This is a genomic window from Flavobacterium sp. NG2 (assembly GCF_034119845.1).
Lineage (GTDB): Bacteria > Bacteroidota > Bacteroidia > Flavobacteriales > Flavobacteriaceae > Flavobacterium.
On sequence record NZ_CP139420.1, the window covers coordinates 3802158 to 3825329 of the forward strand.

General features: G+C 35.0%; 20 protein-coding genes. 16 read left to right on the forward strand and 4 right to left on the reverse strand.

Annotated features, from left to right (window positions below; all coding sequences use genetic code 11):
- The first annotated feature begins 61 nt into the window (after positions 1-61).
- Positions 62-1924 carry an ABC-F family ATP-binding cassette domain-containing protein gene (locus SLW70_RS15330; RefSeq protein WP_320889508.1) on the forward strand — a complete coding sequence of 621 codons (1863 nt, stop codon included), beginning with the start codon at positions 62-64 and terminating at the stop codon, positions 1922-1924.
- A gap of 122 nt (positions 1925-2046) precedes the next feature.
- Here SLW70_RS15330 and SLW70_RS15335 read toward each other — a convergent pair whose 3' ends face one another.
- Together SLW70_RS15335 and SLW70_RS15340 are read right to left on the reverse strand one after the other, a co-directional pair.
- Complete coding sequence (locus SLW70_RS15335; RefSeq protein WP_320889509.1) at positions 2047-4653, reverse strand: DUF6923 family protein; 2607 nt, start codon at positions 4651-4653, stop codon at positions 2047-2049.
- A gap of 161 nt (positions 4654-4814) precedes the next feature.
- Positions 4815-6362, reverse strand: coding sequence for an SDR family NAD(P)-dependent oxidoreductase (locus SLW70_RS15340; RefSeq protein WP_414458257.1), 1548 nt, complete (start codon positions 6360-6362; stop codon positions 4815-4817).
- Between the two features lie 318 nt (positions 6363-6680).
- Between SLW70_RS15340 and SLW70_RS15345 the strand changes: the two genes are divergently transcribed.
- The 14 genes from SLW70_RS15345 (at position 6681) to SLW70_RS15410 (ending at position 19789) form a co-directional block, all read left to right on the forward strand.
- Complete coding sequence (locus tag SLW70_RS15345) at positions 6681-7460, forward strand: O-methyltransferase (RefSeq protein WP_320889510.1); 780 nt, start codon at positions 6681-6683, stop codon at positions 7458-7460.
- 116 nt (positions 7461-7576) lie between these two features.
- Positions 7577-8269 carry an ABC transporter ATP-binding protein gene (locus SLW70_RS15350; RefSeq protein WP_320889512.1) on the forward strand — a complete coding sequence of 231 codons (693 nt, stop codon included), beginning with the start codon at positions 7577-7579 and terminating at the stop codon, positions 8267-8269.
- Between the two features lie 56 nt (positions 8270-8325).
- Positions 8326-8895 carry a cob(I)yrinic acid a,c-diamide adenosyltransferase gene (locus SLW70_RS15355; protein WP_320889513.1) on the forward strand — a complete coding sequence of 190 codons (570 nt, stop codon included), beginning with the start codon at positions 8326-8328 and terminating at the stop codon, positions 8893-8895.
- 164 nt (positions 8896-9059) lie between these two features.
- Positions 9060-9281 (forward strand): DUF2795 domain-containing protein, encoded by a 222-nt coding sequence (locus SLW70_RS15360; protein ID WP_007138072.1) that lies wholly within the window; start codon positions 9060-9062, stop codon positions 9279-9281.
- An 85-nt stretch (positions 9282-9366) separates the two neighbouring features.
- Positions 9367-12717 carry a preprotein translocase subunit SecA gene (secA, locus tag SLW70_RS15365; RefSeq protein WP_320889515.1) on the forward strand — a complete coding sequence of 1117 codons (3351 nt, stop codon included), beginning with the start codon at positions 9367-9369 and terminating at the stop codon, positions 12715-12717.
- A 407-nt stretch (positions 12718-13124) separates the two neighbouring features.
- Positions 13125-14063: a hypothetical protein gene (locus SLW70_RS15370; protein WP_320889516.1), complete on the forward strand. Its 939-nt coding sequence runs from the start codon at positions 13125-13127 to the stop codon at positions 14061-14063.
- 204 nt (positions 14064-14267) lie between these two features.
- Complete coding sequence (map, locus tag SLW70_RS15375) at positions 14268-15032, forward strand: type I methionyl aminopeptidase (protein ID WP_320889517.1); 765 nt, start codon at positions 14268-14270, stop codon at positions 15030-15032.
- A 456-nt stretch (positions 15033-15488) separates the two neighbouring features.
- Positions 15489-15785 (forward strand): nucleotidyltransferase family protein, encoded by a 297-nt coding sequence (locus SLW70_RS15380; protein WP_320889518.1) that lies wholly within the window; start codon positions 15489-15491, stop codon positions 15783-15785.
- On the forward strand, positions 15778-16116 hold the full coding sequence (locus SLW70_RS15385; protein ID WP_320889520.1) for a DUF86 domain-containing protein: 339 nt from the start codon (positions 15778-15780) through the stop codon (positions 16114-16116). The genes SLW70_RS15380 and SLW70_RS15385 overlap by 8 nt, the downstream gene beginning before the upstream one ends.
- Positions 16117-16534: 418 nt before the next feature.
- Positions 16535-16909, forward strand: a complete 375-nt coding sequence (locus SLW70_RS15390) for a cupin domain-containing protein (protein WP_320889521.1) — start codon at positions 16535-16537, stop codon at positions 16907-16909.
- A gap of 347 nt (positions 16910-17256) precedes the next feature.
- Positions 17257-18156 (forward strand): helix-turn-helix domain-containing protein, encoded by a 900-nt coding sequence (locus tag SLW70_RS15395; RefSeq protein WP_320889524.1) that lies wholly within the window; start codon positions 17257-17259, stop codon positions 18154-18156.
- 90 nt (positions 18157-18246) lie between these two features.
- Positions 18247-19122 carry a nuclear transport factor 2 family protein gene (locus tag SLW70_RS15400; protein ID WP_320889525.1) on the forward strand — a complete coding sequence of 292 codons (876 nt, stop codon included), beginning with the start codon at positions 18247-18249 and terminating at the stop codon, positions 19120-19122.
- 11 nt (positions 19123-19133) lie between these two features.
- The gene (locus SLW70_RS15405; protein WP_320889526.1) at positions 19134-19571 is read left to right on the forward strand and encodes a MoaF-related domain-containing protein; all 438 of its coding nucleotides are present in this window, start codon (positions 19134-19136) and stop codon (positions 19569-19571) included.
- A gap of 20 nt (positions 19572-19591) precedes the next feature.
- Positions 19592-19789, forward strand: a complete 198-nt coding sequence (locus tag SLW70_RS15410) for a hypothetical protein (RefSeq protein WP_320889527.1) — start codon at positions 19592-19594, stop codon at positions 19787-19789.
- Between the two features lie 304 nt (positions 19790-20093).
- On the opposite strand, the gene SLW70_RS15415 is transcribed toward SLW70_RS15410, so the two are convergent.
- Positions 20094-20375: a hypothetical protein gene (locus SLW70_RS15415; RefSeq protein ID WP_320889529.1), complete on the reverse strand. Its 282-nt coding sequence runs from the start codon at positions 20373-20375 to the stop codon at positions 20094-20096.
- Positions 20376-20968: 593 nt separating this feature from the next.
- Positions 20969-21250, reverse strand: a complete 282-nt coding sequence (locus SLW70_RS15420) for a hypothetical protein (protein ID WP_320889531.1) — start codon at positions 21248-21250, stop codon at positions 20969-20971.
- Between the two features lie 373 nt (positions 21251-21623).
- Between SLW70_RS15420 and SLW70_RS15425 the strand changes: the two genes are divergently transcribed.
- Positions 21624-23081 (forward strand): NAD(P)/FAD-dependent oxidoreductase, encoded by a 1458-nt coding sequence (locus SLW70_RS15425; RefSeq protein ID WP_320889532.1) that lies wholly within the window; start codon positions 21624-21626, stop codon positions 23079-23081.
- Positions 23082-23172: the final 91 nt, after the last annotated feature.

A 23172-nucleotide genomic window follows, 5' to 3' on the forward strand; every position in this document is an offset into this window, starting at 1 on the left:
CTTTCCGTAAGACCCTTTCATTTACAACTGAATAGTTTACTTTTGCAAAAAAATTACACTTGTGAATTACCTTTCAGTCGAAAATATATCAAAGTCTTATGGCGAACGTACACTGTTTGACAACATCTCTTTTGGAATCAATAAAGACCAAAAAATTGCTTTTATCGCCAAAAATGGTTCGGGAAAAACGACCATTATGAACATCATCAACGGTTTTGACGAGCCTGATACGGGGCAAGTTGTATTACGCAAGAGCATCCGCATGGCGTTTTTGTCACAGGACAATAATTTGCAAGAGGAATTGACGATTGAGGAAAGTATTTTTGCATCGGACAATGAAACTTTGAAAATCATTGAGGCTTATGAAAAAGCATTAGAAAATCCTGAAGACGAAGAGGCATACCAAAAAGCGTTTGACGGAATGGATCAGCACAATGCTTGGGATTTTGAGACGCAGTACAAGCAAATTTTGTTCAAACTGAAACTAGAAGATTTCAAACTGAAAGTTAAAAACCTTTCGGGGGGGCAAAAAAAGCGTTTATCACTGGCGATTACCTTGATTAACCGTCCTGATTTATTGATTTTAGATGAGCCTACGAATCACTTGGACTTGGAGATGATCGAATGGTTGGAAAGTTATTTTGCTAAAGAAAATATCACGTTGTTTATGGTAACACACGACCGCTTTTTCCTAGAACGTGTGTGTAACGAAATCATTGAATTAGACAATGGAAAAATATACCAATACAAAGGTAATTACTCTTATTATTTAGAGAAAAAAGAAGAACGCATCGCCTCAGAAAATGCGAGTGTGGACAAAGCACAAAACCTTTTTGTAAAGGAATTGGAATGGATGCGTCGCCAACCTAAAGCGAGAACAACCAAATCAAAATCGCGCCAAGACGATTTTTATGTGATTAAGGAAAAAGCCCAAAGTCGCCGTAAGGAGAACAAGGTGGAACTTGAAATCAACATGGAGCGTATGGGGAATAAAATTATCGAATTGCACAAAATCTCTAAAAAGTTTAAAGACCATGTGATTTTAGATAATTTTAGTTTTGATTTCCAACCCGGAGAACGTATCGGAATCATTGGTAAAAACGGAACAGGAAAGTCAACTTTCTTGAACTTGGTTACAGGAACCTTACCTCTTGATAGCGGAAGAGTGGTTGTCGGTGAAACCATCAAAATTGGGTATTACACCCAAAGTGGTATTAACCCAAAATCAGGACAGCGTGTTATCGATATTATTAAAGAATACGGAGAATATATCCCATTAAAAAAAGGGAAATTGATTTCGGCTTCTCAATTATTAGAACGCTTCCTTTTTGACAATAAAAAACAATACGATTATGTTGAAAAATTAAGTGGTGGAGAATTGAAACGTTTGTATTTATGTACGGTTTTGATTCAGAATCCTAACTTTTTGATTCTGGATGAGCCTACCAATGATTTGGATATTGTTACCCTTAACGTATTGGAAAGTTTCTTATTAGACTATCCTGGCTGTTTATTGGTGGTATCGCACGACCGTTACTTTATGGATAAAATTGTCGATCATCTATTTGTTTTTAGAGGTCAAGGTGAAATCGAGAATTTCCCAGGAAACTATTCTGATTTTAGAGCCTACGAAGACAGTGCCGATGTGGCTCAAAAGGAAGAAAACAAAGCCGAGAAGAAAGAATGGAAACAAAAGAATCCAACAGGAAACCTCAGCTTCAACGAACAAAAAGAATTTCAGAAAATAGAACGTGAAATCAAAGACCTTGAACTTGATAAAGCTAAAATAGAACAACTATTTGCTGATGGAAAAGTTGTGGATGCTGACATTGAGAAAAAAGGAAACGAACTGCAAAACATCATCAACAAAATCGAAGCGAAAGAAGAAAGATGGTTTGAACTTTCGGCTAAGATGGAGGAATAGCTATACATTTCATATTAAGAACAACATATAGATAGAACTAACAAATCCATTCTCAAAAAGTTAAACAAAAAAGCTGTGTCATTCAAAAAGAAGACACAGCTTTTTTTTTGCTAATTATTATACTATTTAATGATTAGTTTGGCTACTTTATAAGAATACTTTTTACTGTTTAATTTACAAAAATAAATCCCTGGGCTTAAATTTCCTTTTGATAGACTAATTTGGTTTTCCCCGATTTGTGCCTCCACAGCTATTTCTTTTACAATTTTCCCAGAAATATTATAAATTGCTACTGACATCGTTTCCTCTTCATTAGCTGTAAAATGCATTACAGACAAACTAGTCAATGGATTAGGAGTTACATAAAAAACAGGTGTAGCAGCCAATTGAAAACTATTTACAGACAATATTTCTTTTTTAGAAAATTGGATAGCCTCTAAGTCCATCACTTTAACTGTCGATTGACCATCCTTTGCTGTCATCTTAAATTCAATCGTTTTGATATCATTTAAAACCATCGGAGTTCCTTTAGTCGAAGTAAATTGTGAAAATGGAATTGCAAATTGCTGTATGTTATTTGTCAACTCAATCGTAGTACGGTATTGCTCTTCCCAACTACTAATACTATTTTTAATAAAAATAATCTCTAATGTACCTGTACCCTTTGCATTAAGTAAAAAAGTTTTATAAGTAGACAAATCTACTGCTTTGAACCTTGGAGTCAATGCTCTGTAAGAACTAATATAAGAATTTGTGGTAGCTGTAAGGCTCAGGTTTCTTTCTACTGGATAATTATCCGTACCAAAAGCAACCTCATTAGGATAAATTGCATAATTATTTACTAATGTTCCTGAAGCTGAATCATCAACACCCCATGGGCCATCAGACATAAACAAATCATCAGGTGTAGCGATGCCATCTCCAATTCTAAAACCAATATCAAACAAATTACCTGTTTGAAGTACTAATTCACTAATATATTTTTTATCTAAATCAATCGAAGCATTAAGATGTTGCTCAGTACTTGTCTCTGTTGCACGCATTCCTGCATCAAAAGTAACTACTGCTGTAGCATTAGTGTTTATAATTTGTAACTCTAAAGTACCGTTAGTGTATTTACCTTTTCTCACAAAGACAGTAGGAGGTGTCGAAAGTTCATAACTACTAATTGTTTTTTTAGCATCTAATAAAGACACTAGACTTTCTCCTAGGTTATATAAATCATCTATAGAATTAGACCAGATTTGAAAATTATAAAAACCAATATTTTTTTGGTATTTATCAAGATTCCAGTGACATTCAATACCATAATTAGCCCCACCATTGATTTCTTTTGCGGACAAACTCAAAACATATTCAGTAGTACCGTCAGCATTTTTTATTATAGTTTTAATGAAAGGTTGCTCATTAATATCAATCGTTGAAACTGAAATAATCTGTGCACCTAACAAACGATCACAAATAAACTTTGTATGTTCATATACAGCATTCTCTGTTTTTAAAGCTAATATAGAAGCGACCGCTTTGCTGTTTCTTAAATAATCTACTGAAAATACCTCAGTAGCATTTGTAATTGCTAATAAATCTGCAGGAGTAGATTCAATTACTTCAGTCTCATTAATTACACCAAAAGGGATAAAATCTTTCAAAACCGTTGTTGAAGCACTTGATGAAGACTTAGCCGTTAAAGATGTTTTAGAAACTCTTTTTGCAGTCTTAGCACTAAACTTGGCGCCACTTTTTACACGATTGAAATTACGTTTATTGATTTGTTCTGAAAGACGGTTATTACTTTCTAAACCACCATCATTAGCCCCTGAAATAGGTGCTTCTAATACTGGACAAGAAGCATAACCAGAACAAGATGGGTCATCACAATCAATTAAACCATCTCCATCATCATCAATTCCGTTATCACATATTTCTTGTGGAACAGGTGCCGAAGGACAGCGGGCTCCGTCATTACTAGAACTAGATGGCCCATAGGCAAACAAATTGGAATCCATATTATTTGAACCAGTCAAATCTTGTACGCCTCTAATGATATAAACAGTTCCTGTTTGATTTGCCGAGATATAAAAACTACCCGATAAATCAAAATAAACGGCTCCATAAGTATAGGTTCTCCCATTAAGGATAGGCACTACTCCTAAATTTACAACTTCCCCTGTATTAGGGTTGATACGGTATAAAATATTTGTTTTTTGTTCTACCGTATATAAATTTCCATCAACAGCATTAAATGCCCAGTCGTGAATATTTATACTTTTTGACAATTCAAAAGAACCTAAGTACTGTGTATAATTAGCTGAAGTAGGGTCTAAATCAATTTTGTAGTATGTACTTCCACCAGCTTTAAAATAGTAAATTCCGTTAGCACTAACGTCCCCTACATATTTATTACCCGTGGGTAAATCATTAATAGTATACACCGTAGTAGTAAAATTTTTTCCTATACGAACAATAGATTGTTCAGGAGAAGAAAGGTAGCCCCAGATGTATCCATCTTTAGGATTATAACCTGCTCCATTGATATTACCAGAGGTAATATCCGCTGCCACCAAGATAGCATTACCAGAAGCTAAATCAATAGCATAGACATCATTATATTGAAATAAATAAGCATTATAATCACAGTTAAACGGGATTTCTTGAGCAAAGGCACTAGTAGTAGAGAATAACACTCCTAATAAAACCTTTTTAAAAATTGTAGGTAAAGTTTTTTTCATTGGAATGGGGTCATTTTAAATTAAAAAACACCATAAAACTACAACTTATTACTTTAAGAAAGTAAGACTTTTAGACAAATACATCACTTTTAATCGTTAAAATGCTTTTATGTACAGATAAGCTGTTTTTGATTCTCACTTTAAAAATATATGAACTCAACCTACCAAGCAATCGGGTTATAATCCTTCAAGAATTTACCGCGCCAATGCTTCCCAGAATTGATTCCGTCGAACAAAGGATCCATGACTCTTGCTGCTCCATCTACAATATCTAATGGCGGTTGAAAATCTTCTTGTTCTTGTTTTCTTTTAGCTAATTCGGCAGGATCTTCGTCGGTAACCCAACCTGTATCTACTGCGTTCATAAAGATTCCGACTTTAGCCAATTCACCTGCAGCAGTATGCGTTAACATATTCAAAGCCGCCTTAGCCATATTCGTATGAGGATGACGGGCTTCTTTAAAATCACGGTAAAACTTCCCTTCCATCGCTGAAACGTTGATGATATGCTTTTTACCGGTGTTGTCTTTTTTCATCAATTCCGACAAACGATTACATAAAACAAAAGGCGCAACCGAATTCACCAACTGTACCTCAATCATCTCCGTAGTTTCTATTTGTCCTAATTTCAAGCGCCAACTGTTGGTCTTTCGCAAATCAACTTGTTGCAAGTCAGCATCAAGTTCTCCTTCTGGAAAAACTTCATTAGTTACCAAAGCTTTATCAAATGAATACGGAATCTGAGATAACTGTGCCGAAGCTCTCAGTCCAATTCCTGGTTCGGGTCCATGCCAAGTAACTGGCATATTTTGATTCGAAGAAATACTAGAAGTTAAGACTTTCAATTCATCCAAGCAATCCAAATGGTCTAATAATAACGTTTGGGCTTGTATTGGTAAAGAGGCAATAGGACGTTCTTCATTTTCCATCAAGTGCGTATAAAAACCTGAAGGACGACGCACTGTTTGCGCAGCATTATTAATCAATATATCTAAACGACCGTATTTTTGTTCGATGAAATTACAAAAGATTTCCACACTTGGAATATGTCTTAAATCCAAACCGTGAATTTTCAAACGATCTTCCCAGTCTTTAAAATCAGGTTCTTTAGCAAAACGCAAAGCCGAATCGACAGGAAAGCGAGTGGTCGCAACAACTGTAGCACCGCCACGCAACAACATCAAAGTAATATGATACCCTATCTTTAATCGAGAACCTGTAACTACTGCAATTTGCCCTTGTACATCGGCCGTTTGAAAACGTTTGGCATAATTAAAATCACCACAATCCGTACACATCGAATCGTAAAAATGATGCATCTTAGTAAAAGGTGTTTTGCACACATAACAATTACGTGGGGTCTCTAACTCTAATGCTTCTTTGTTTGCCAAATCAGTCGAAGCTAATAATAGAGGAGCCACAAAGACCGAAGCCTCACGAGCATGGCGAATTCCTGTTTCTTTTCGGGCTGTTCTATCGCGTTTTTCTTGTTTGCGCTTGGCAACTGCTTTTCCATCTTTCTTTCGACGCAAAAGCTCCTCACGATCAGGACGTGAAAACTGACCTGCCGCTTTGATTAAAGCCGTTCGTTGTTCTTTGGGAATATCAAAAATCTGGTCGGTATCTGTATTTAATTGGGAGAGAATAGCAATACAACGGTCAATTTCTTCTGCTGTGATTGTTCTTTCTGTTACTTGTTCTTCCTGCATCATCATCTATGAATGGCGTTTTTTTTTAAGCTTTTTTTTTAAACACATAGAAACATAGTTATTCTTTGCGTGTAAGGCGCTTTGCTTAGAATAGTTAAAACATAGCTGTACATCATCAAAAAACTAAATGCGTTTTAAGAGCGCAAAGATAGTTCTTTTTTAAAGGGACTAAGTCACAAAGATTCTAAGTTTTAGGGTCAACAGAATACAAGCCCTCTATATACATCCCCTTTTCCCTTTTCCCTTTTCCCTTTTCCTCATTTCACTTCTAACTTCTAACTTACATTCGTACCTTAGCCCCTTTGAAACTCAAAAAACATGTTATTCCAAATCAAATCCTATTTACAGTTCCTTTGGCATTCTAAAAACGAACACGCTGTGCACTCCCCTTTTGTGTTTCTTTTGATTACCAAATGTTTTTACGATACAAAACCAAAAGCTGATTACACCATTTTAAAGAACTACCGCCAGTCTCTCTTAGAAAATAAAAACACCATTGAGGTAACCGACTTTGGTGCGGGTTCGAAAGTTTTCAAATCCAACCAACGTCAGATTGCTCAAATTGCTAAAACAGCTGGAATTAGTCCAAAACGTGCACAATTGCTGTATCGAATAGCAGCCTATTTTCAGCCGGAAACGATTCTGGAATTAGGCACTTCATTAGGATTAGCAACTTCTGCATTGGCTTTAGGGAATCCTAAGGCAACCATCACCAGCTTAGAAGGCTGCCCAAATACGATGGCAATTGCAAAAAAACAATTACAACAATTCAATTTGAATAATGTAAATACTGTTGTGACTGAATTTGGTACCTATTTCGACAACTTGAAACTTGAAACCTTAAACTTTAAACTTATTTACTTCGATGGCAATCATTCTAAAAAAGCAACCTTAGATTACTTTGAGCGGTTGTTACCAACAGTTCATAATGATACAGTTTGGATTTTTGACGACATTCATTGGTCAGCCGAAATGGAGGAAGCTTGGAAAGAAATCAAAAACCATCCGAAAGTTAAAGTTACCATTGACACTTATCAATGGGGATTGGTTTTCTTTAGATACGAACAGCCCAAACAGCATTTTATCATTCGGACGTAGAAGTTTATTATACCCGTTTCCAAACTCACAAAATGCGTGTTTAACTATTTAATTTAAAGAGTTCCATTTACATTTTGTACTTTTATTTTTTTGAATCGAACATTATAAACCTCAACATGAGTCAACCTTTAATCAAAATCAAGAACATCAAACGAAACTTTAGTTTAGGCGATGAAACCGTTTATGTTTTAAAAGGCATTGATTTAGAAATCAACAAAGGTGAATATGTAGCGCTAATGGGGCCGTCGGGTTCAGGGAAATCGACTTTGATGAATCTTTTGGGTTGTTTGGACACGCCTACTTCGGGTACTTATATCTTAAATGGCAAAGATGTCAGTAAAATGAGGGATAATGAACTAGCTGAAATCCGCAATAAAGAAATAGGTTTTGTATTTCAAACTTTCAATTTATTGCCTCGAATGACAGCTTTGGACAATGTCGCTTTACCGATGATTTACGCTGGTTATTCTAAATCCGAACGAAAAGCAAGAGCCGAAGCCGTTTTAAACCAAGTAAGTCTTGCTGACCGAATGGATCATCAACCCAATCAACTTTCTGGTGGTCAACGCCAACGAGTTGCAGTAGCAAGAGCCTTGGTCAACAAACCTTCCATTATCCTTGCCGATGAACCTACAGGAAACTTAGACAGTAAAACATCAGTTGAAATCATGACCCTTTTTAACGAAATTCATGCTAACGGCAACACGGTCATTTTAATAACACACGAAGAAGAAATCGCCGCTTATGCGCATCGAATTATTCGACTACGAGATGGAATGATTGAGAGTGACACAAGAAAAGAAGGTTAACTGACTAACCGTTTAATCGATTAATCGGTTAAACTTTAAATGATTAAACAACAAAAATGAAAATATACACCAAAACCGGCGACGGTGGTACCACAGCACTTTTTGGCGGAACACGCGTCCCTAAAGACCATATTCGGATTGACAGTTATGGCACGGTTGACGAGTTGAATTCCTATATTGGACTTATTCGTGACCAAGAAATAGACACTCATTACAAGCAAATCCTAATTGAAATCCAAGATCGCTTGTTTACAGTTGGTGCTATTTTGGCCACTCCACCCGAAAAGGAAGTTTTGAAAAACGGACAACCCCGATTAAAAAACCTGGGTATACTAGAAACCGACATCGAATTATTAGAAAATGAAATCGACACCATGGAACTAGCCTTGCCTCCCATGATGCATTTTGTACTGCCTGGCGGACATTCTACGGTGTCATATTGTCATATTGCACGCTGTGTTTGCCGTAGAGCCGAACGTTTAGCCGTACATTTAGACCATCAAGAACCTATTGAACCACTTACAATTCAATATCTAAACCGACTTTCTGACTACCTTTTTGTCTTGGCACGAAAGTTGACTTTTGATTTGAACGCTGAGGAAGTGAAATGGATTCCGAGAAAGTAATCAGTTAGCAGAAAAATAGTAATCAGTACCAAACTGAACACTAAAAAACTGAATACTGAACACTAAAAAAAAACACGTTCTTATTTTTTTTATAAAAAAATCATTTTTTACTTGTCTTTTTCAGTAAAAAAATTATTTTTGCACAAAACTAAATCGATAAAAAGATGTATTGGACATTAGAATTAGCATCCTATCTAAGTGATGCACCGTGGCCTGCTAACAAAGACGAACTTATTGACTACGCTATACGTGCTGGAGCACCACTAGAAGTGGTAGAAAACCTACAGTCTATTGAAGACGAAGGCGAGATATACGAATCGATGGAAGAAATTTGGCCTGATTATCCTACTGACGAAGATTATCTTTGGAATGAGGACGAATATTAAAAAATAATACCAAGAAAAAGTCTCATACGAGACTTTTTTTTTGGTTAAACATAAACTAAAAAATAAACTAGAAACATAAACAGTTATGAGTTTCATAAACAGCATTTTAAAAGCTTTCGTAGGAGATAAGTCCGAGAAAGATGTTAAGGCATTGCAACCTTATCTAAAAAAAATAAAAAGTTTCGAAAGTCACTTAATCACCTTATCACATGATGATTTAAGAGCACGCACGTACTTTTTCAAAGATCAAATCAAAGAAGCGCGTGCTTCAATTGATTCAAAAATCAAAGCACTTCAAGAAGAAGTAGAAAACACAGAAGACATCGATCAAAGAGAAAATCTTTATGAAAAAATCGATGCTCTAGAAAAAGAAGCTTACGAGATTTCAGAAAAAACACTTTTAGAAATCCTTCCTGAAGCTTTTGCAGTAGTAAAAGAAACAGCAAGACGTTTCAAAGAAAACGCTGAAATTACCGTTACAGCTACCGAAAAAGACAGACAATTCTCTGCAACAAAACCTTATGTATCTATTGAAGGAGACAAAGCAACTTGGCAAAACCAATGGAATGCTGCTGGAAAAGCCATTACTTGGGACATGATTCACTATGATGTTCAGTTGATTGGTGGTATGGTATTGCACCAAGGTAAAGTAGCCGAGATGCAAACAGGAGAAGGAAAAACATTAGTTGCAACCTTACCATTGTATTTGAATGCCTTGACTGGAAACGGTGTACACCTAGTAACCGTGAATGACTACCTAGCAAAACGTGATAGCACTTGGAAAGCACCTTTATTCGAATTCCACGGTATGACTGTGGATTGTATCGATAATCACCAGCCTAGTTCAGAAGGAAGAAGAGCGGCTTATAACGCTGATATTACTTATGGTACCAATAACGAATTTGGTTTTGACTACCTAAGAGATAATATGACGCATTCGCCAGATGATTTGGTACAAAGAAAGCACAACTACGCTATTGTCGATGAGGTCGATTCGGTATTGATTGATGATGCTAGAACACCATTGATTATCTCTGGGCCAGTTCCTCAAGGAGACCGTCACGAATTCAACGAATTAAAACCAAAAATCGAAAATCTAGTAAGCCAACAACGCCAACTAGCCAACGGATTTTTGACAGAAGCTAAAAAATTAATCAAAGAAGGAAACACTAAAGATGGTGGTTTCATGCTTTTAAGAGCGTACAGAAGTTTACCAAAAAACAAAGCGCTTATTAAGTTTTTGAGTGAAGAAGGAATCAAACAATTGCTTCAAAAAACCGAAAACCAATACATGCAAGACAACAACCGCGAAATGCCAAAAGTGGATGAAGCCTTGTATTTTGTAATCGAAGAAAAAAACAACCAAGTTGAATTGACTGATAACGGTATCAAATACCTTTCAGGAGATACTGATTCTGATTTCTTCGTACTTCCAGACATTGGAACTGAAATTGCCAATATCGAAAAGAAAAAATTAGATAAAGATGCCGAAGCGGAGGAAAAAGAAAAATTATTCCAAGATTTCAGTATCAAAAGCGAGCGTATTCATACGTTGACACAACTTTTAAAAGCTTATGCTTTATTCGAAAAAGATGTGGAATACGTTATCATGGACAACAAAATCATGATTGTCGATGAGCAAACAGGTCGTATCATGGACGGTCGTCGTTATTCTGATGGATTACACCAAGCGATTGAAGCCAAAGAAAACGTAAAAATCGAAGCAGCAACTCAAACTTTTGCAACGGTAACTTTGCAAAACTACTTCAGAATGTACAACAAGCTGGCAGGTATGACCGGTACAGCAGTTACTGAAGCAGGAGAACTTTGGGAAATCTATAAATTGGATGTTGTTGAAATTCCAACAAACAGACCAATTGCACGTCAAGACAAAGAAGATTTCATCTACAAAACAACCCGTGAAAAATTCAATGCGGTTATCGAAGATGTAACCGAATTATCAAAAGCAGGTCGTCCGGTATTGATTGGTACAACCTCAGTTGAAATCTCTGAATTATTAAGCCGTATGCTTAAGATGAGAGGCATCACTCACAACGTATTGAATGCCAAAATGCACAAGCAAGAAGCACAGATCGTTGAGGAAGCAGGAAAACCAGGAGTAGTAACCATTGCTACCAATATGGCGGGTCGTGGTACCGATATCAAATTATCTCCTGAGGTAAAAGCCGCAGGTGGATTAGCCATCGTAGGTACGGAGCGTCACGATTCACGTCGTGTTGACCGTCAGTTACGTGGTCGTGCAGGACGTCAAGGAGATGTGGGAAGTTCGCAATTCTACGTTTCGCTAGAAGACAACTTAATGCGTTTATTTGGTTCTGAAAGAGTAGCCAAAGTAATGGACAGAATGGGTCTTGAAGAAGGCGAAGTAATCCAACACTCGATGATGACTAAATCTATCGAACGCGCACAAAAGAAAGTCGAAGAAAACAACTTTGGTGTTCGTAAGCGTTTGCTAGAATATGATGATGTAATGAACGCACAACGTGAAGTAGTGTACAAACGTCGTCGTCACGCCTTGTTTGGTGAGCGTTTGAAATTGGACATTGCCAATATGTTGTACGACACTTGCGAAGTTATTATTCAAAACAGCAAAGCGACTAATGACTATAAAGCATTCGAATTTGATGTGATTCGTTATTTCTCTATCACTTCGCCAGTAACCGAAGCTGAGTTTGTAAAAGCGAGCGAAATCGAATTGACTGGAAAAGTCTACAAAGAAGCCCTTAAATATTACAACGAAAAAACAGAGCGTTCTGCTAGAGAAGCCTTCCCTATCATTGCCAATGTATACGAAGACAAAAACAATCAGTTTGAGCGTATCGTAGTGCCGTTTACAGATGGTGTGAAGTCATTGAACGTGGTAACCGATTTGAAAAAAGCATACGAAACGCAAGGAAAACAATTGGTTGCCGATTTTGAGAAAAACATCACTTTGGCAATTGTTGACGAAGCTTGGAAAAAACACCTACGCAAAATGGACGAGTTGAAACAATCGGTTCAACTAGCCGTTCATGAGCAAAAAGACCCCTTGCTTATCTACAAATTCGAGGCGTTCAACTTGTTCAGCAGCATGTTGAACGGAATTAACAGAGAAGTGATTTCGTTCCTTTTCAAAGGTGATTTACCACAGCAATCGGCTCCAGAAATCATCCACGAAGCCAGAGAGATTCCACGTCCAAAAGAGAACTACAAAACTCAAAAAGACGAAATCGTATCTAGTGAAGCAGCCAACCGTGAAGCAGGGGAAACTCAGCAACGCCAAGTTACAGAAACCATCGTTCGCGACATGCCAAAAATCAATCGCAACGACACTGTAACAATTCAAAACGTGGCTAACGGTCAAACACAAGAAATGAAATTCAAAAAAGCCGAAAGCCTTATCGCTTCAGGGCAATGGGTTATTGTGAATGAATAACTAGTTTGTAGTACGCTGTCACAGTTTACAGACAGCCTAAAGATAGAAAATCCCCAATTACGAAAGTAGTTGGGGATTTTTGTTTTTAGGAGCAGAAGGTTTGGTTTTCATAATAACTTCCCTCCCGCTATACACTACAATCTTGTGGTGGCATAAAGCCCGCCACCACAAGGATTTTCGTTTCTATCGGGGCTACAAAATAACGTTTTACTCCCCATAACCACGTACTACAAAACTATCTTACAAATACAGACTTATTTGGATGATTTGTAAGAATAAAATAATATATTTGGAAAAACAATAAAGCGTAACAAAGCTTCGCCAATCTACCATATTTGGGTGTATATATGAAGTTTTGTTTCGACTATATACAAGTTGTGCGACAGCAACCCAAAAAACCGAAAATTATGGAAGAAATAGATTGGAAATTATTAATAACTCCATTATTAAGTTTTATAGGTGTAATTATTGCTGCTTTTTTAGCTTTTTTTTCTTCTTCATTTCTTAAAAAGAAAGAAACTTTACTCAAAATTTCAGAAAAAATATTAGATAAGAAACTTGAAGCTCACGAAAATGTTTTACAATTAGCTAAATATCTTCGTTCAACCATTTCTGATAATAAATTCACTGTAGATAAAGAACTTATTACATATCCAATAATTCTAGCAAATAAAGATAATTATTTAGATTGGAAAAAAGATTTGTTTATAAAGTCAAACAACAATTCACATTGGTTATCTAATGAAGTGATAAATGAGATATATTTTATTCAAGACTACTTTTTAAACCTTGACCAAACTTTAGAAAATGTTCACGATGAAAATTTAATAAATGTTGGCATAATATTGAAAAATGACTTTATTGATTTATCAAATAATCTTGAAAAGAAAATATTGCTATATTTTGATAACGGTTGGAAAAATTTGAAAACAATTTCAAATAATAAAAAACATAAATTAGCAAAAAAAGTAAGTTTAGAAAGATTTGAAAAATCCAATCTTAACAAAAGACATTTAGAAATTAGTAAATATTTTTATCAAAAAAATCTAGATTTACCTAAAACAGAAATAAAACCTGTTACACATTTATATGAAATTGCTCCCAACGGAATGAAAATAAATATGGTAAAAATCGTTGAAATTGCAAACATAGATAATAGCGGTGTCGAATATGAACTTTTCTTTCAAGAAAATGAGTATAATAATAAATATGAAAAATTTGGTTATTGTGATTTAATTATGGGTTATATAAGATTTGCAGATGCTAGTAGAACTTCGAATTTTGTCGGAGTTTCAAGTGAAGCTATAAATTTGTTAACGGAATGGATTAATGAAAATAAAGAGTAAGCCGATCCCAGGCTAGCGCGAGCGTCTCGCTCGTGCCCGCAACAGTGATCAATAGATAAACTTTGTCGAGTTACTTACGGAGTTCCCTCCTATCGTCGGGAAGACAAGATTGCGGGAATAACTATACAGATAGTTCGCAGCTCCACATTCTATAACTTTACGGAAATGCGTAAATTTGAAAACTAAATTAAAAAGAAAAATAATATGTCTATAACAAGTGAACTAGAGTTAATTGGAATGAGAAAAGTAAGTGAAGCTGTTGCTTATACTTTAAAAGAAATGAAAAACTTTGCTCAAGTTGGTATGACGACAAAAGAAATTGATGACTTTGGAGGAAATATATTAAAAGATTTAGGAGCAAATTCGGCACCTTTTGTTACATACAAATTCCCCGGATTTACTTGTATAAGTGTGAATAATGAATTTTGTCACGGTATTCCATCTAACAAAAGGATTCTTTGCGAAGGCGATTTAATAAATATAGATGTATCAGCAGAACTTGATGGTTTTTGGTCAGACAATGGTAATTCATTTGTACTTGGTGAAGACATTAACCAACACCAAAAATTAGTTGATGCTTCCAAAGAAATATTGCAGAAAACAATTAGCAATATTAAAGGGGGAGTAAAAATTGCGGACATAGGATTTCTGATGGAAAACGAAGCTAAGAAAAGAGGTTATAAAGTTATTAAAAATCTTGGCGGACACGGAGTTGGAAGAAGTTTACACGAAGAACCAGACGAACTATTAAACTACAGAAACAAATATGACCAACGACGATTTAAAAAAAATGCTGTAGTTGCAATTGAAACTTTCATTTCAACTACTTCATCTAAAGCTGTAGAACTTAATGATGGTTGGACAATGGTAGGTGATAAAGGAGGTTTCATGGCACAACACGAACATACTATTGTTGTAACCGATGGAAAGCCTATTATATTAACAGAAATGAATGGAGTTTGGAATTAAATTGAAAAAACCAATCACACAGGCTAGCGCGAGCGCAATGTCATTAAGTTAAGCATTTTTTGTGTCATTCCGACGAAGGATAAATCACATAACGTGAGCAACTAGTGTGATTGCTTCGCCTGTTCGCTATCGCTCGAGTCCTCCTATCGTCGGGAAGACAAGCTTGGGGTTACTGAGACTTTAAAAATCTGTGATAATCCGTTTTCATCTGTTTCATCTGTGTTCCATTTCGCAACAATGAGCAAATAATAGATAAATTTTATCGAGTTACTTACGGAGTCTCCATCATAAAGACAAGCTTGAGTTTACTTGCTAAAAACTTTGGATAGCTTTGTTTTTATTACTTACTGAATCTATGTAAAACTATTTTGACAATTTAATTCCTAGTAATTAATTAGAAGTTTTAGGTACACATCATCTAAACACAAACTTTTGTATCTTTGATAAAAATTTAAAATGACAACAAAAGAAATCATATTACAAACACTTAAAGCCAATAAGCTAAAGCTTTCGAAATTTGGTATTCGAAATGTTGGTTTGTTTGGTTCTTATATTCGCAATGAGCAATCAAGTGAAAGTGATATTGATTTGCTGATTGATTTTGAACCTGAAAAAGAAAGTTTCGATAATTTCATGGCTGTTTATGATTTGTTTGAAAAACTTTTTAAAAATGAAAAAATCGAAGTTGTTACTAAAAACGGCCTAAGCCCTTATATTGGACCCCAAATTTTAAAGGAAGTTCAATATGTTTAAAGATCCAAAAGAATTCCTGAAGCATATTTTAGACGAATGTTCTTATTTGCTTTCTGTTAGTGAGAATTTATCGTTTGATGATTTTCTCGAAGATGAAACTTTAAAACGTGCAGTTGTTCGAAGTTTAGAAATTATCGGTGAAGCAACAAAAAAAATCCCAACCGATTTTAAAGATAAATGGAATACAATTCAATGGAAAAATATGGCTGGTATGCGTGATAGACTTATCCACGATTATATTGGCGTAAATTATAGTATTGTTTGGGATGTGATAAAAAATAAAATTCCAGAAGTGCATAAAGAAATATCCAATTTTATTTCTAAGGAATAACAAAATTATTATTTCTAGATCATGCATATTTGAATAAACGTTAGCGCAGATATTCATCTGTACCCACAACAATGAGCAAATAGCATAAGTTAAAACTTTATCGAGCTACTTACGGACATTCTTCCTCCGTCGGGAAGACAAAATTAGGGTTATTGGACTAAAACTTTGTGTATATTCCTCAGTAAATCTTTGTAAAACAATTCAAGCATAGTTGAGATTGCCTCTTTCTTTAGCATGAATAAAATTAAGCGTATTCACTTTTAAAACCTTGTGTATTCAAGTCAATCACACAGTTAAAAACAAATTTTATACAACAATTACGAGCGTTAAAGTCATAAAATTTCTAACTTTTACCCCTATAATTTCTCAGAAATAAATTAACTTGCTCCAATTATTACTAATTATAAATATACAAGAAATGGAAAGATTTAGCGACAAATACATCATCACAAAAGATATGGAATGGGAAGTTCTTGGTGGAGGTGTATCTAGAAAATTTTTAGGTTACGATAACCAAATCATGATGGTACAAGTTAAGTTTGAGAAAGGTGCATTGGGTGCTCCTCATCAACATTTTCACACACAAGCTACTTACTGTGTTTCAGGTAAATTTGAATTTGAAATTGATGGAGAAAAGAAAATTATAGAAGCAGGTGATGGTGTTTATATTGAACCAAATCTAATTCATAGCGCAGTTTGCTTAGAAGAAGGAATGCTAATTGACACATTTAGTCCAGTAAGAGAAGATTTCTTAAGTGGCGGTGGTGTATCTTATTTTGGAGATAAAAAATAAAAAACAGTACCGATATTCATTGGTACTCCCTAAAAGAAGATAATTACTTTATCAAGGATGCAATATAGCCCATCCCTTAAACATTATCGAAATTATCGTTCCGTAAAAACGACATATATAGTAGCCCCGAAATAATTTTCGGGGCTATTTATTTTAACTACTTATCTACGCAACAGAAACAACAGTTGTGTATAGACAATCGTACATCCTAAGATTTAATTCAACACAGCTAAAGCCATCTACAAATTCAGTAGAAATACCGTATTTAATTCGTATTTTCGTTTAGCTGAAAATACTCGTTTTCATAAGTTGCAAACGTCTAGAAGCCAAAGACCATTGAAACTAATATGACCAATAAAGAAATTCCACATATAACGTTTAATCCTGAAAAATTCAATGCTGAGATCTCTCAAAATTTTGGTTTTGAAATTGTCCCTATCGAAAGGATTGCCAAACTTAAAGAACAAATAGAGCATAATCCTGAATTACCCCATCAACTTAAATTTTTCAATCTAATATTTTTCACAGAAGGTTCTGGCAGGCATTTTATTGATTTTAATTGGTTTCCTGTACAACAACACAGCTTAGTTTACCTTACCAAAGAACAAGTCAACGCATTCGAATTTTCAGCAAACTTAAAAGGTTTTTGTATCATTTTTACAGAAGAATATTTTGTAGATTGCTTTGCTAACTTGTCTAAAGATTTTGTATTCAGATTATTTAATCCACAACTATTTTCACCAATATTACAAATCCCTCCTCAATCTGATTTTATTGATTATTTTAATTTATTACTAAAAGAATATGATAAACCACAGGCATTTAATAAAATGAACATTATTAATTCGCTGTTTACCATCTTAATATCAAAAGCTGAGGGCATCAAACAAAATCAAACTTTTCATATTAAAGACTCATCAAAAATTACCCTCTTCCAAAAATTTACTTCGCTAATAGAAAAAAATCTATCCAAAACCAGAAATGCTAACTTTTATGCAAACGAATTAGCAATATCGTACAAGCATTTAAATACTATCTGTAGAGAATTGGTCAATAAAACCGCCAAGAATATAATAGACGACTATATTATTCTACATGCCAAAAGAAATTTGATTAATTCCACCATGAAAAGTACCGAATTAGCCTATAGTTTAGGATTTGAAGATCCAACAAACTTTACTAAGTATTTCAAGAAAAATACAGGTTTAACCCCAAAAGACTTCATAAAATCACTCATAAAACAATAAAGGTTCAACTTTAACCATTTTAACACCTGTTTTCATCTTTCCTAAACGTTGTAGTTGTTTCATCTTTGTACCATAATAAAAACATAGAAAATGAAACACTTAATTACAACAGTTGCAATTGCATTTATGATAATCACTAGCAATGCACAACACAAAAAAAATAATCCTAAAAATTTAGAAAAAATGGAAACAAAAACAGCATTAACAAACAAAGAAAAAGCAGCAGCATTAATCACAAGTTTAGAAACGGGTGACAAATCGACAATTGCATTCATTAACCCAACAAACTACAAACAGCATAATCTAGCAGTAGCTGATGGTTTAGCAGGTTTTGGTGAAGTGTTACATCACGCTCCAGAAGGCGGTTTTAAAGCAAAAGTAGTACGTACTTTTCAAGATGGAAATTACGCTGTCACACATACAATATATGACTTTTTTGGACCAAAAATTGGCTTTGATATCTTCAAATTTGAAAATGGTCAAATTGTAGAACACTGGGATAACTTTTCAGATGCATCTACAACAAATCCTAGTGGAAGAACGCAAACGGATGGCGTTACAAAAATCACAGATTTAGATAAAACAGAACAAAACAAAGCGCTGGTAAAAGATTTTATCAATACCGTTTTAATCAAAGGAGAGTTTGACAAATTGCACCACTATTTTGAAGGAGACCACTACATCCAACACAATACAATGATTGGTGACGGAGTTTCTGGTTTAGGAAAAGCTTTAGAAGAAATGGCTAAACAAGGAATTACTATGGTATTCAACGAAAATCATATTGTTCTGGGTGAAGGGAATTTTGTTTTATCTGTAAGCGAAGGAACTTTTGCAGGAAAACCAACTTCATTCTATGACTTATTTAGAATTGAAAATGGAAAAATTGCGGAACATTGGGATACAATCGAAACTATTTTACCTGAGTCAAAAAGAAAAAACAACAACGGAAAGTTTAATTTCTAAAAGGAAAAAAAATGAAAAAGGCGCTTATAACTTTTATTAGTATTATCACTTTTAGTTTAGGTTTTTCACAAACCAAAACTACAGACACCAACAAATTTGAATTTGGCGAAGCTGAACATCTTCTAGACGGTTATTCATTGAACTTCCAATATCAAGATGGTAAAGCAATCCATATGGAATTTTACAACGGAAAAGCAAAATACGAATGGATTGTTGGGCCTGGCAAAGGAAACGGAAATCAAGACATTCCGTACCGCTCTCATCAAATAGCTGAAAACATCTACATTGTCAATTGGCATGAAACAGGAATCAAAGATTATTTAACTATTGTTTTTGACTTTGAAAGGATGGTAGTACATAGCTCTATTATCGTTGGCTATGAAAACAAGCCCGAAAGAACATTGAAAACCGTATTTCAACGAGGCATTATTGATCATCTAAAAAAATAATAACTAAAATTTCATTACCAATGAGCCAAGTAGCAAACTGCCCCACTTGTGGAGGCCAGTCAAAAATAAAAGAAGCCAACGGGCAAACAATATATGAAGCTTTACAAGATGAATCGGTTTTAAAAAAAGTGGGACAACTTAAAAAAGCCATGCAAAAATATAAGGAAAAAGCAGAGGCTCTAGAAAAAGAGATTGAAAAATTAAAGAAGTCTCATTAACAGATTAAATTGGATGATTGTTTAACACTGCCAAACTAGAAAGTCAGACTTACCATCTATGAAAGCAACAATGAGTAAATCACTAAAATGAAAATCTTTATCGAGATTCCTTCGACATAGCACTTATTTTATATGATTTACAAATGGTTATTCCTTACACAAGAATGGATTCTCCCTAATACAATCAGCTTAAAACAATAAAAAACGGCGCAAACTCCATAGAGACTTGCGCCGTTTTCTATACCTTATCTAAAAATACTTTATAAATCCAGGTCGTTTAACAATTCTTAAGCTAGTGTAATCCCTAAAACAACTTATAAATTCGATGAATCGGAATTAACACCCCTTGTTTCAAAACAACATTTTTGTCAGTAACAGCCCAAACAGTGGTATGTACCATCTTTTTAGATTCGCTGTCTTCAAAGAAAATCTTAATTTTGGAATGCTCTAAATTCCCTAGTGCCAAAGCTCGATTTATTTCACTTAATCGCATTTTAATTTCGTTAATGTCTTCCAGAACATCTGTTTTTGGGAATGTAAGTGTAGCTATGTCTTCTTTTTCAACGGTTAAAATTTCTTCTATCATAATTCTAATATTTAATTAATACTCAAGCAATTATTGAAACTAAACAAAAAACCTTTAAAGGCTTGCAGTTACTACAACAACTCTGTACATAAATATAAAAATTATCTTTTTTTTAAATGCCAATATTTTATTAATATTCTATATATACCTTGATATTTCAATGTGTTTCAAGTCCAAACCGATCACTAGGATAGACACAAACTTTAGCAAACCTATTTATCGGTGCCCGCAACAATGAGCAAATAATACAATCGAAATACTTTGTCGAGTTACTTACAGAAAAGAGTCGCAACTGCGCTCACTTGACAGAACGTTTTTGATTGCATAATGGCTTTTGTCAATTCGAGTACAGTCGATATTTTCTCATTTTTTGGAGAGACAAGATTGGGGTTATTGAAACTTAAAACTTAGTGAATCTGTGTGCTTTTCCTTTGTGTATCTTTGTGAAACAGTTGATTCTCATTATAAAAAACATCATGAAAAAATAAAAAACGGCGCAAACTCCGTAGAGACTTGCGCCGTTTTCTATACCTAATCCAAAAGTTACTTTATAAATTCAGGTCGTTTAACAATTTTAATATTTTTTTAAAAACTTAAAACAACTTATATATTCTATTAATTGGGATTAACACCCCACGTTTTAAAACAACATTTTTGTCCGTAACAGCCCAGACGGTGGTATTTACTATTTTTTTAGATTCGCTGTCTTCAAAGAAAATTTTAATCTTAGAATGCTCTAAATTCCCTAGTGCTAAACCTCGATTTAATTCACTTGTTCGCATTTTAATTTCGTTATCGTCATCTAGAACATCTGTTTTTGGGAACATCAGAGAACTGATGTTTTCTTTTTCAATGGTTGTAAATTCTTGTGTCATGATTCTAATATTTAATTAATATTCAAATCAATTATTGGAACAAAATAAAAAAGCTTTAAAGGCTTGATATCACTACAATAATCGTTACATAAATTTAAAAAATATCTTTTTTTTAAATGCCAATATTTTATTAATATTCCTGAAATAATTTGTTATAGGAGTTCAGTAAACATTGTTTGTAGTGATATCCTAATATATTGCAATAGCGAATAAAAAAGGTAGAACGAAAAGCGGGAGTGGTAGTTCTTATGAAAACCAAATTTTCTGCTGCTAAAAACAGTATCAATATTTACTACTAGCCTACTCAATACAAGATATTTTAAAATTCTATCTTTGTGGCGTTACTTGAAAAGTCAAGTTAAATCAAGTGGAAGTGAAAAAGATGGAAAATTCGGCAGCGAGTTGGACTATTTGTCTAGAATGTCAGGGACGTGGCAAAAAAAGTCGAGGGCTCACCAAGAAAGCGCGACTTAAGTACCAAATAGCATTAGAGCAATTTGAAAAATCAAAGGACACAGGAACGCCTCCTGTTCGTCCCAAGGGACATTTACACACTTGTAGAAACTGTAATGGCTCTGGTTTAATTGTTGCCGATACTCCTCCAAAGGCTGATACCGAAAACTATCCTCAGGTTGCAATTATTGGCGGTGGCATTGGTGGTGTAGCACTTGCTGTGGCTTGCTTACACCGCGGTATTCCTTTTACACTTTATGAGCGTGACCACAATTTTGAAGCTCGCTCTCAGGGCTATGGACTGACCTTGCAGCAAGCAAGTAAAGCTATCGCCGGACTAGGAATTTTCTCTTTGGGTGAAGGCGTGATTTCAACAAGACATATCGTACACACTACTGATGGTAAAATAATTGGGGAATGGGGCGTGCGAAAATGGATGGAAACTGAGTCCAAAACTTTTTCAAAACGTACCAATGTACATATTGCACGGCAGGCATTGCGTTTGGCTTTGCTTGAACAACTAGGCGGTCAAACTATGGTAAAATGGGGACACCAACTAGTAGACTATACCGAAACGGAAAATGAGGGCGTGTCTTTGCGTTTTGAAGTAAATGGAAAAATTCAGCAAGCCAAGGCAGATCTTGTCGTGGGAGCTGATGGTATTCGGAGTTCGGTTCGTCGATTGTTAATTGGTGAAGAGGCTACACCATTACGTTATTTGGGCTGTATTGTTATTTTAGGAATTTGCCCTTTGAATACTCTTAAAGGAATTGACGATACTTTGTTAGACTCAGCTACAGTATTTCAAACGGCTAATGGTAACGAACGAATTTATATGATGCCTTTTACTGCAGACTCGGTGATGTGGCAATTAAGTTTTCCAATGCCTGAAAACGAAGCACAAATCTTAAGCGCTCAAGGTTCTGGCGCCCTTAAAGAAGAAGCTGCTCGCAGAACACAATGGCATAGTCCTATTCCACAGATAATAGCCGCTACTCTGGAAACTCAGATTTCTGGATACCCTGTATATGACAGAGAAATACTTAGTGCTGAATTACTCGAAAAAAGCAAACATATTACATTAATAGGCGATGCGGCTCACCCAATGAGCCCTTTTAAAGGACAAGGAGCAAATCAGGCACTATTAGATGCGCTCGCGCTGGCACGTGACATTTACAGAGGCTGCCGACCTACATCACAATGGAGAAAAACAGGAATTAGGGAAGCTGTATTAACCACTTTTGAATCCGAAATGTTAAAACGTTCCGCCATTAAGGTTAAAGATTCCGCAGAAGCTGCTGAGTTCTTACACTCTGAAATTGTACTTCATGAAGGCGATGAACCAAGAGGTCGCTCTATTAAGAAAAAGGGCAAATAAAACAGCATTGTTAAGTCATGCACAACTTACAACATTAATGTACTATTACCGCCCTTGTTTTCACTTACAACATATCACAAATTCAGATCGT

Bases quoted from the DNA above. Each gene is read 5' to 3' on its own strand.
- SLW70_RS15390 (WP_320889521.1), top strand. From the start codon at position 16,535: ATGGAAAGATTTAGCGACAAATACATCATCACAAAAGATATGGAATGG.
- SLW70_RS15420 (WP_320889531.1), bottom strand. From the start codon at position 21,250: ATGACACAAGAATTTACAACCATTGAAAAAGAAAACATCAGTTCTCTG.
- SLW70_RS15335 (WP_320889509.1), bottom strand. From the start codon at position 4,653: ATGAAAAAAACTTTACCTACAATTTTTAAAAAGGTTTTATTAGGAGTG.
- SLW70_RS15415 (WP_320889529.1), bottom strand. From the start codon at position 20,375: ATGATAGAAGAAATTTTAACCGTTGAAAAAGAAGACATAGCTACACTT.
- SLW70_RS15400 (WP_320889525.1), top strand. From the start codon at position 18,247: ATGAAACACTTAATTACAACAGTTGCAATTGCATTTATGATAATCACT.
- map (WP_320889517.1), top strand. From the start codon at position 14,268: ATGTCTATAACAAGTGAACTAGAGTTAATTGGAATGAGAAAAGTAAGT.
- SLW70_RS15410 (WP_320889527.1), top strand. From the start codon at position 19,592: ATGAGCCAAGTAGCAAACTGCCCCACTTGTGGAGGCCAGTCAAAAATA.
- secA (WP_320889515.1), top strand. From the start codon at position 9,367: ATGAGTTTCATAAACAGCATTTTAAAAGCTTTCGTAGGAGATAAGTCC.
- SLW70_RS15405 (WP_320889526.1), top strand. From the start codon at position 19,134: ATGAAAAAGGCGCTTATAACTTTTATTAGTATTATCACTTTTAGTTTA.
- SLW70_RS15350 (WP_320889512.1), top strand. From the start codon at position 7,577: ATGAGTCAACCTTTAATCAAAATCAAGAACATCAAACGAAACTTTAGT.
- SLW70_RS15345 (WP_320889510.1), top strand. From the start codon at position 6,681: ATGTTATTCCAAATCAAATCCTATTTACAGTTCCTTTGGCATTCTAAA.
- SLW70_RS15355 (WP_320889513.1), top strand. From the start codon at position 8,326: ATGAAAATATACACCAAAACCGGCGACGGTGGTACCACAGCACTTTTT.
- SLW70_RS15340 (WP_414458257.1), bottom strand. From the start codon at position 6,362: ATGCAGGAAGAACAAGTAACAGAAAGAACAATCACAGCAGAAGAAATT.
- SLW70_RS15370 (WP_320889516.1), top strand. From the start codon at position 13,125: ATGGAAGAAATAGATTGGAAATTATTAATAACTCCATTATTAAGTTTT.
- SLW70_RS15380 (WP_320889518.1), top strand. From the start codon at position 15,489: ATGACAACAAAAGAAATCATATTACAAACACTTAAAGCCAATAAGCTA.
- SLW70_RS15385 (WP_320889520.1), top strand. From the start codon at position 15,778: ATGTTTAAAGATCCAAAAGAATTCCTGAAGCATATTTTAGACGAATGT.
- SLW70_RS15360 (WP_007138072.1), top strand. From the start codon at position 9,060: ATGTATTGGACATTAGAATTAGCATCCTATCTAAGTGATGCACCGTGG.
- SLW70_RS15395 (WP_320889524.1), top strand. From the start codon at position 17,257: ATGACCAATAAAGAAATTCCACATATAACGTTTAATCCTGAAAAATTC.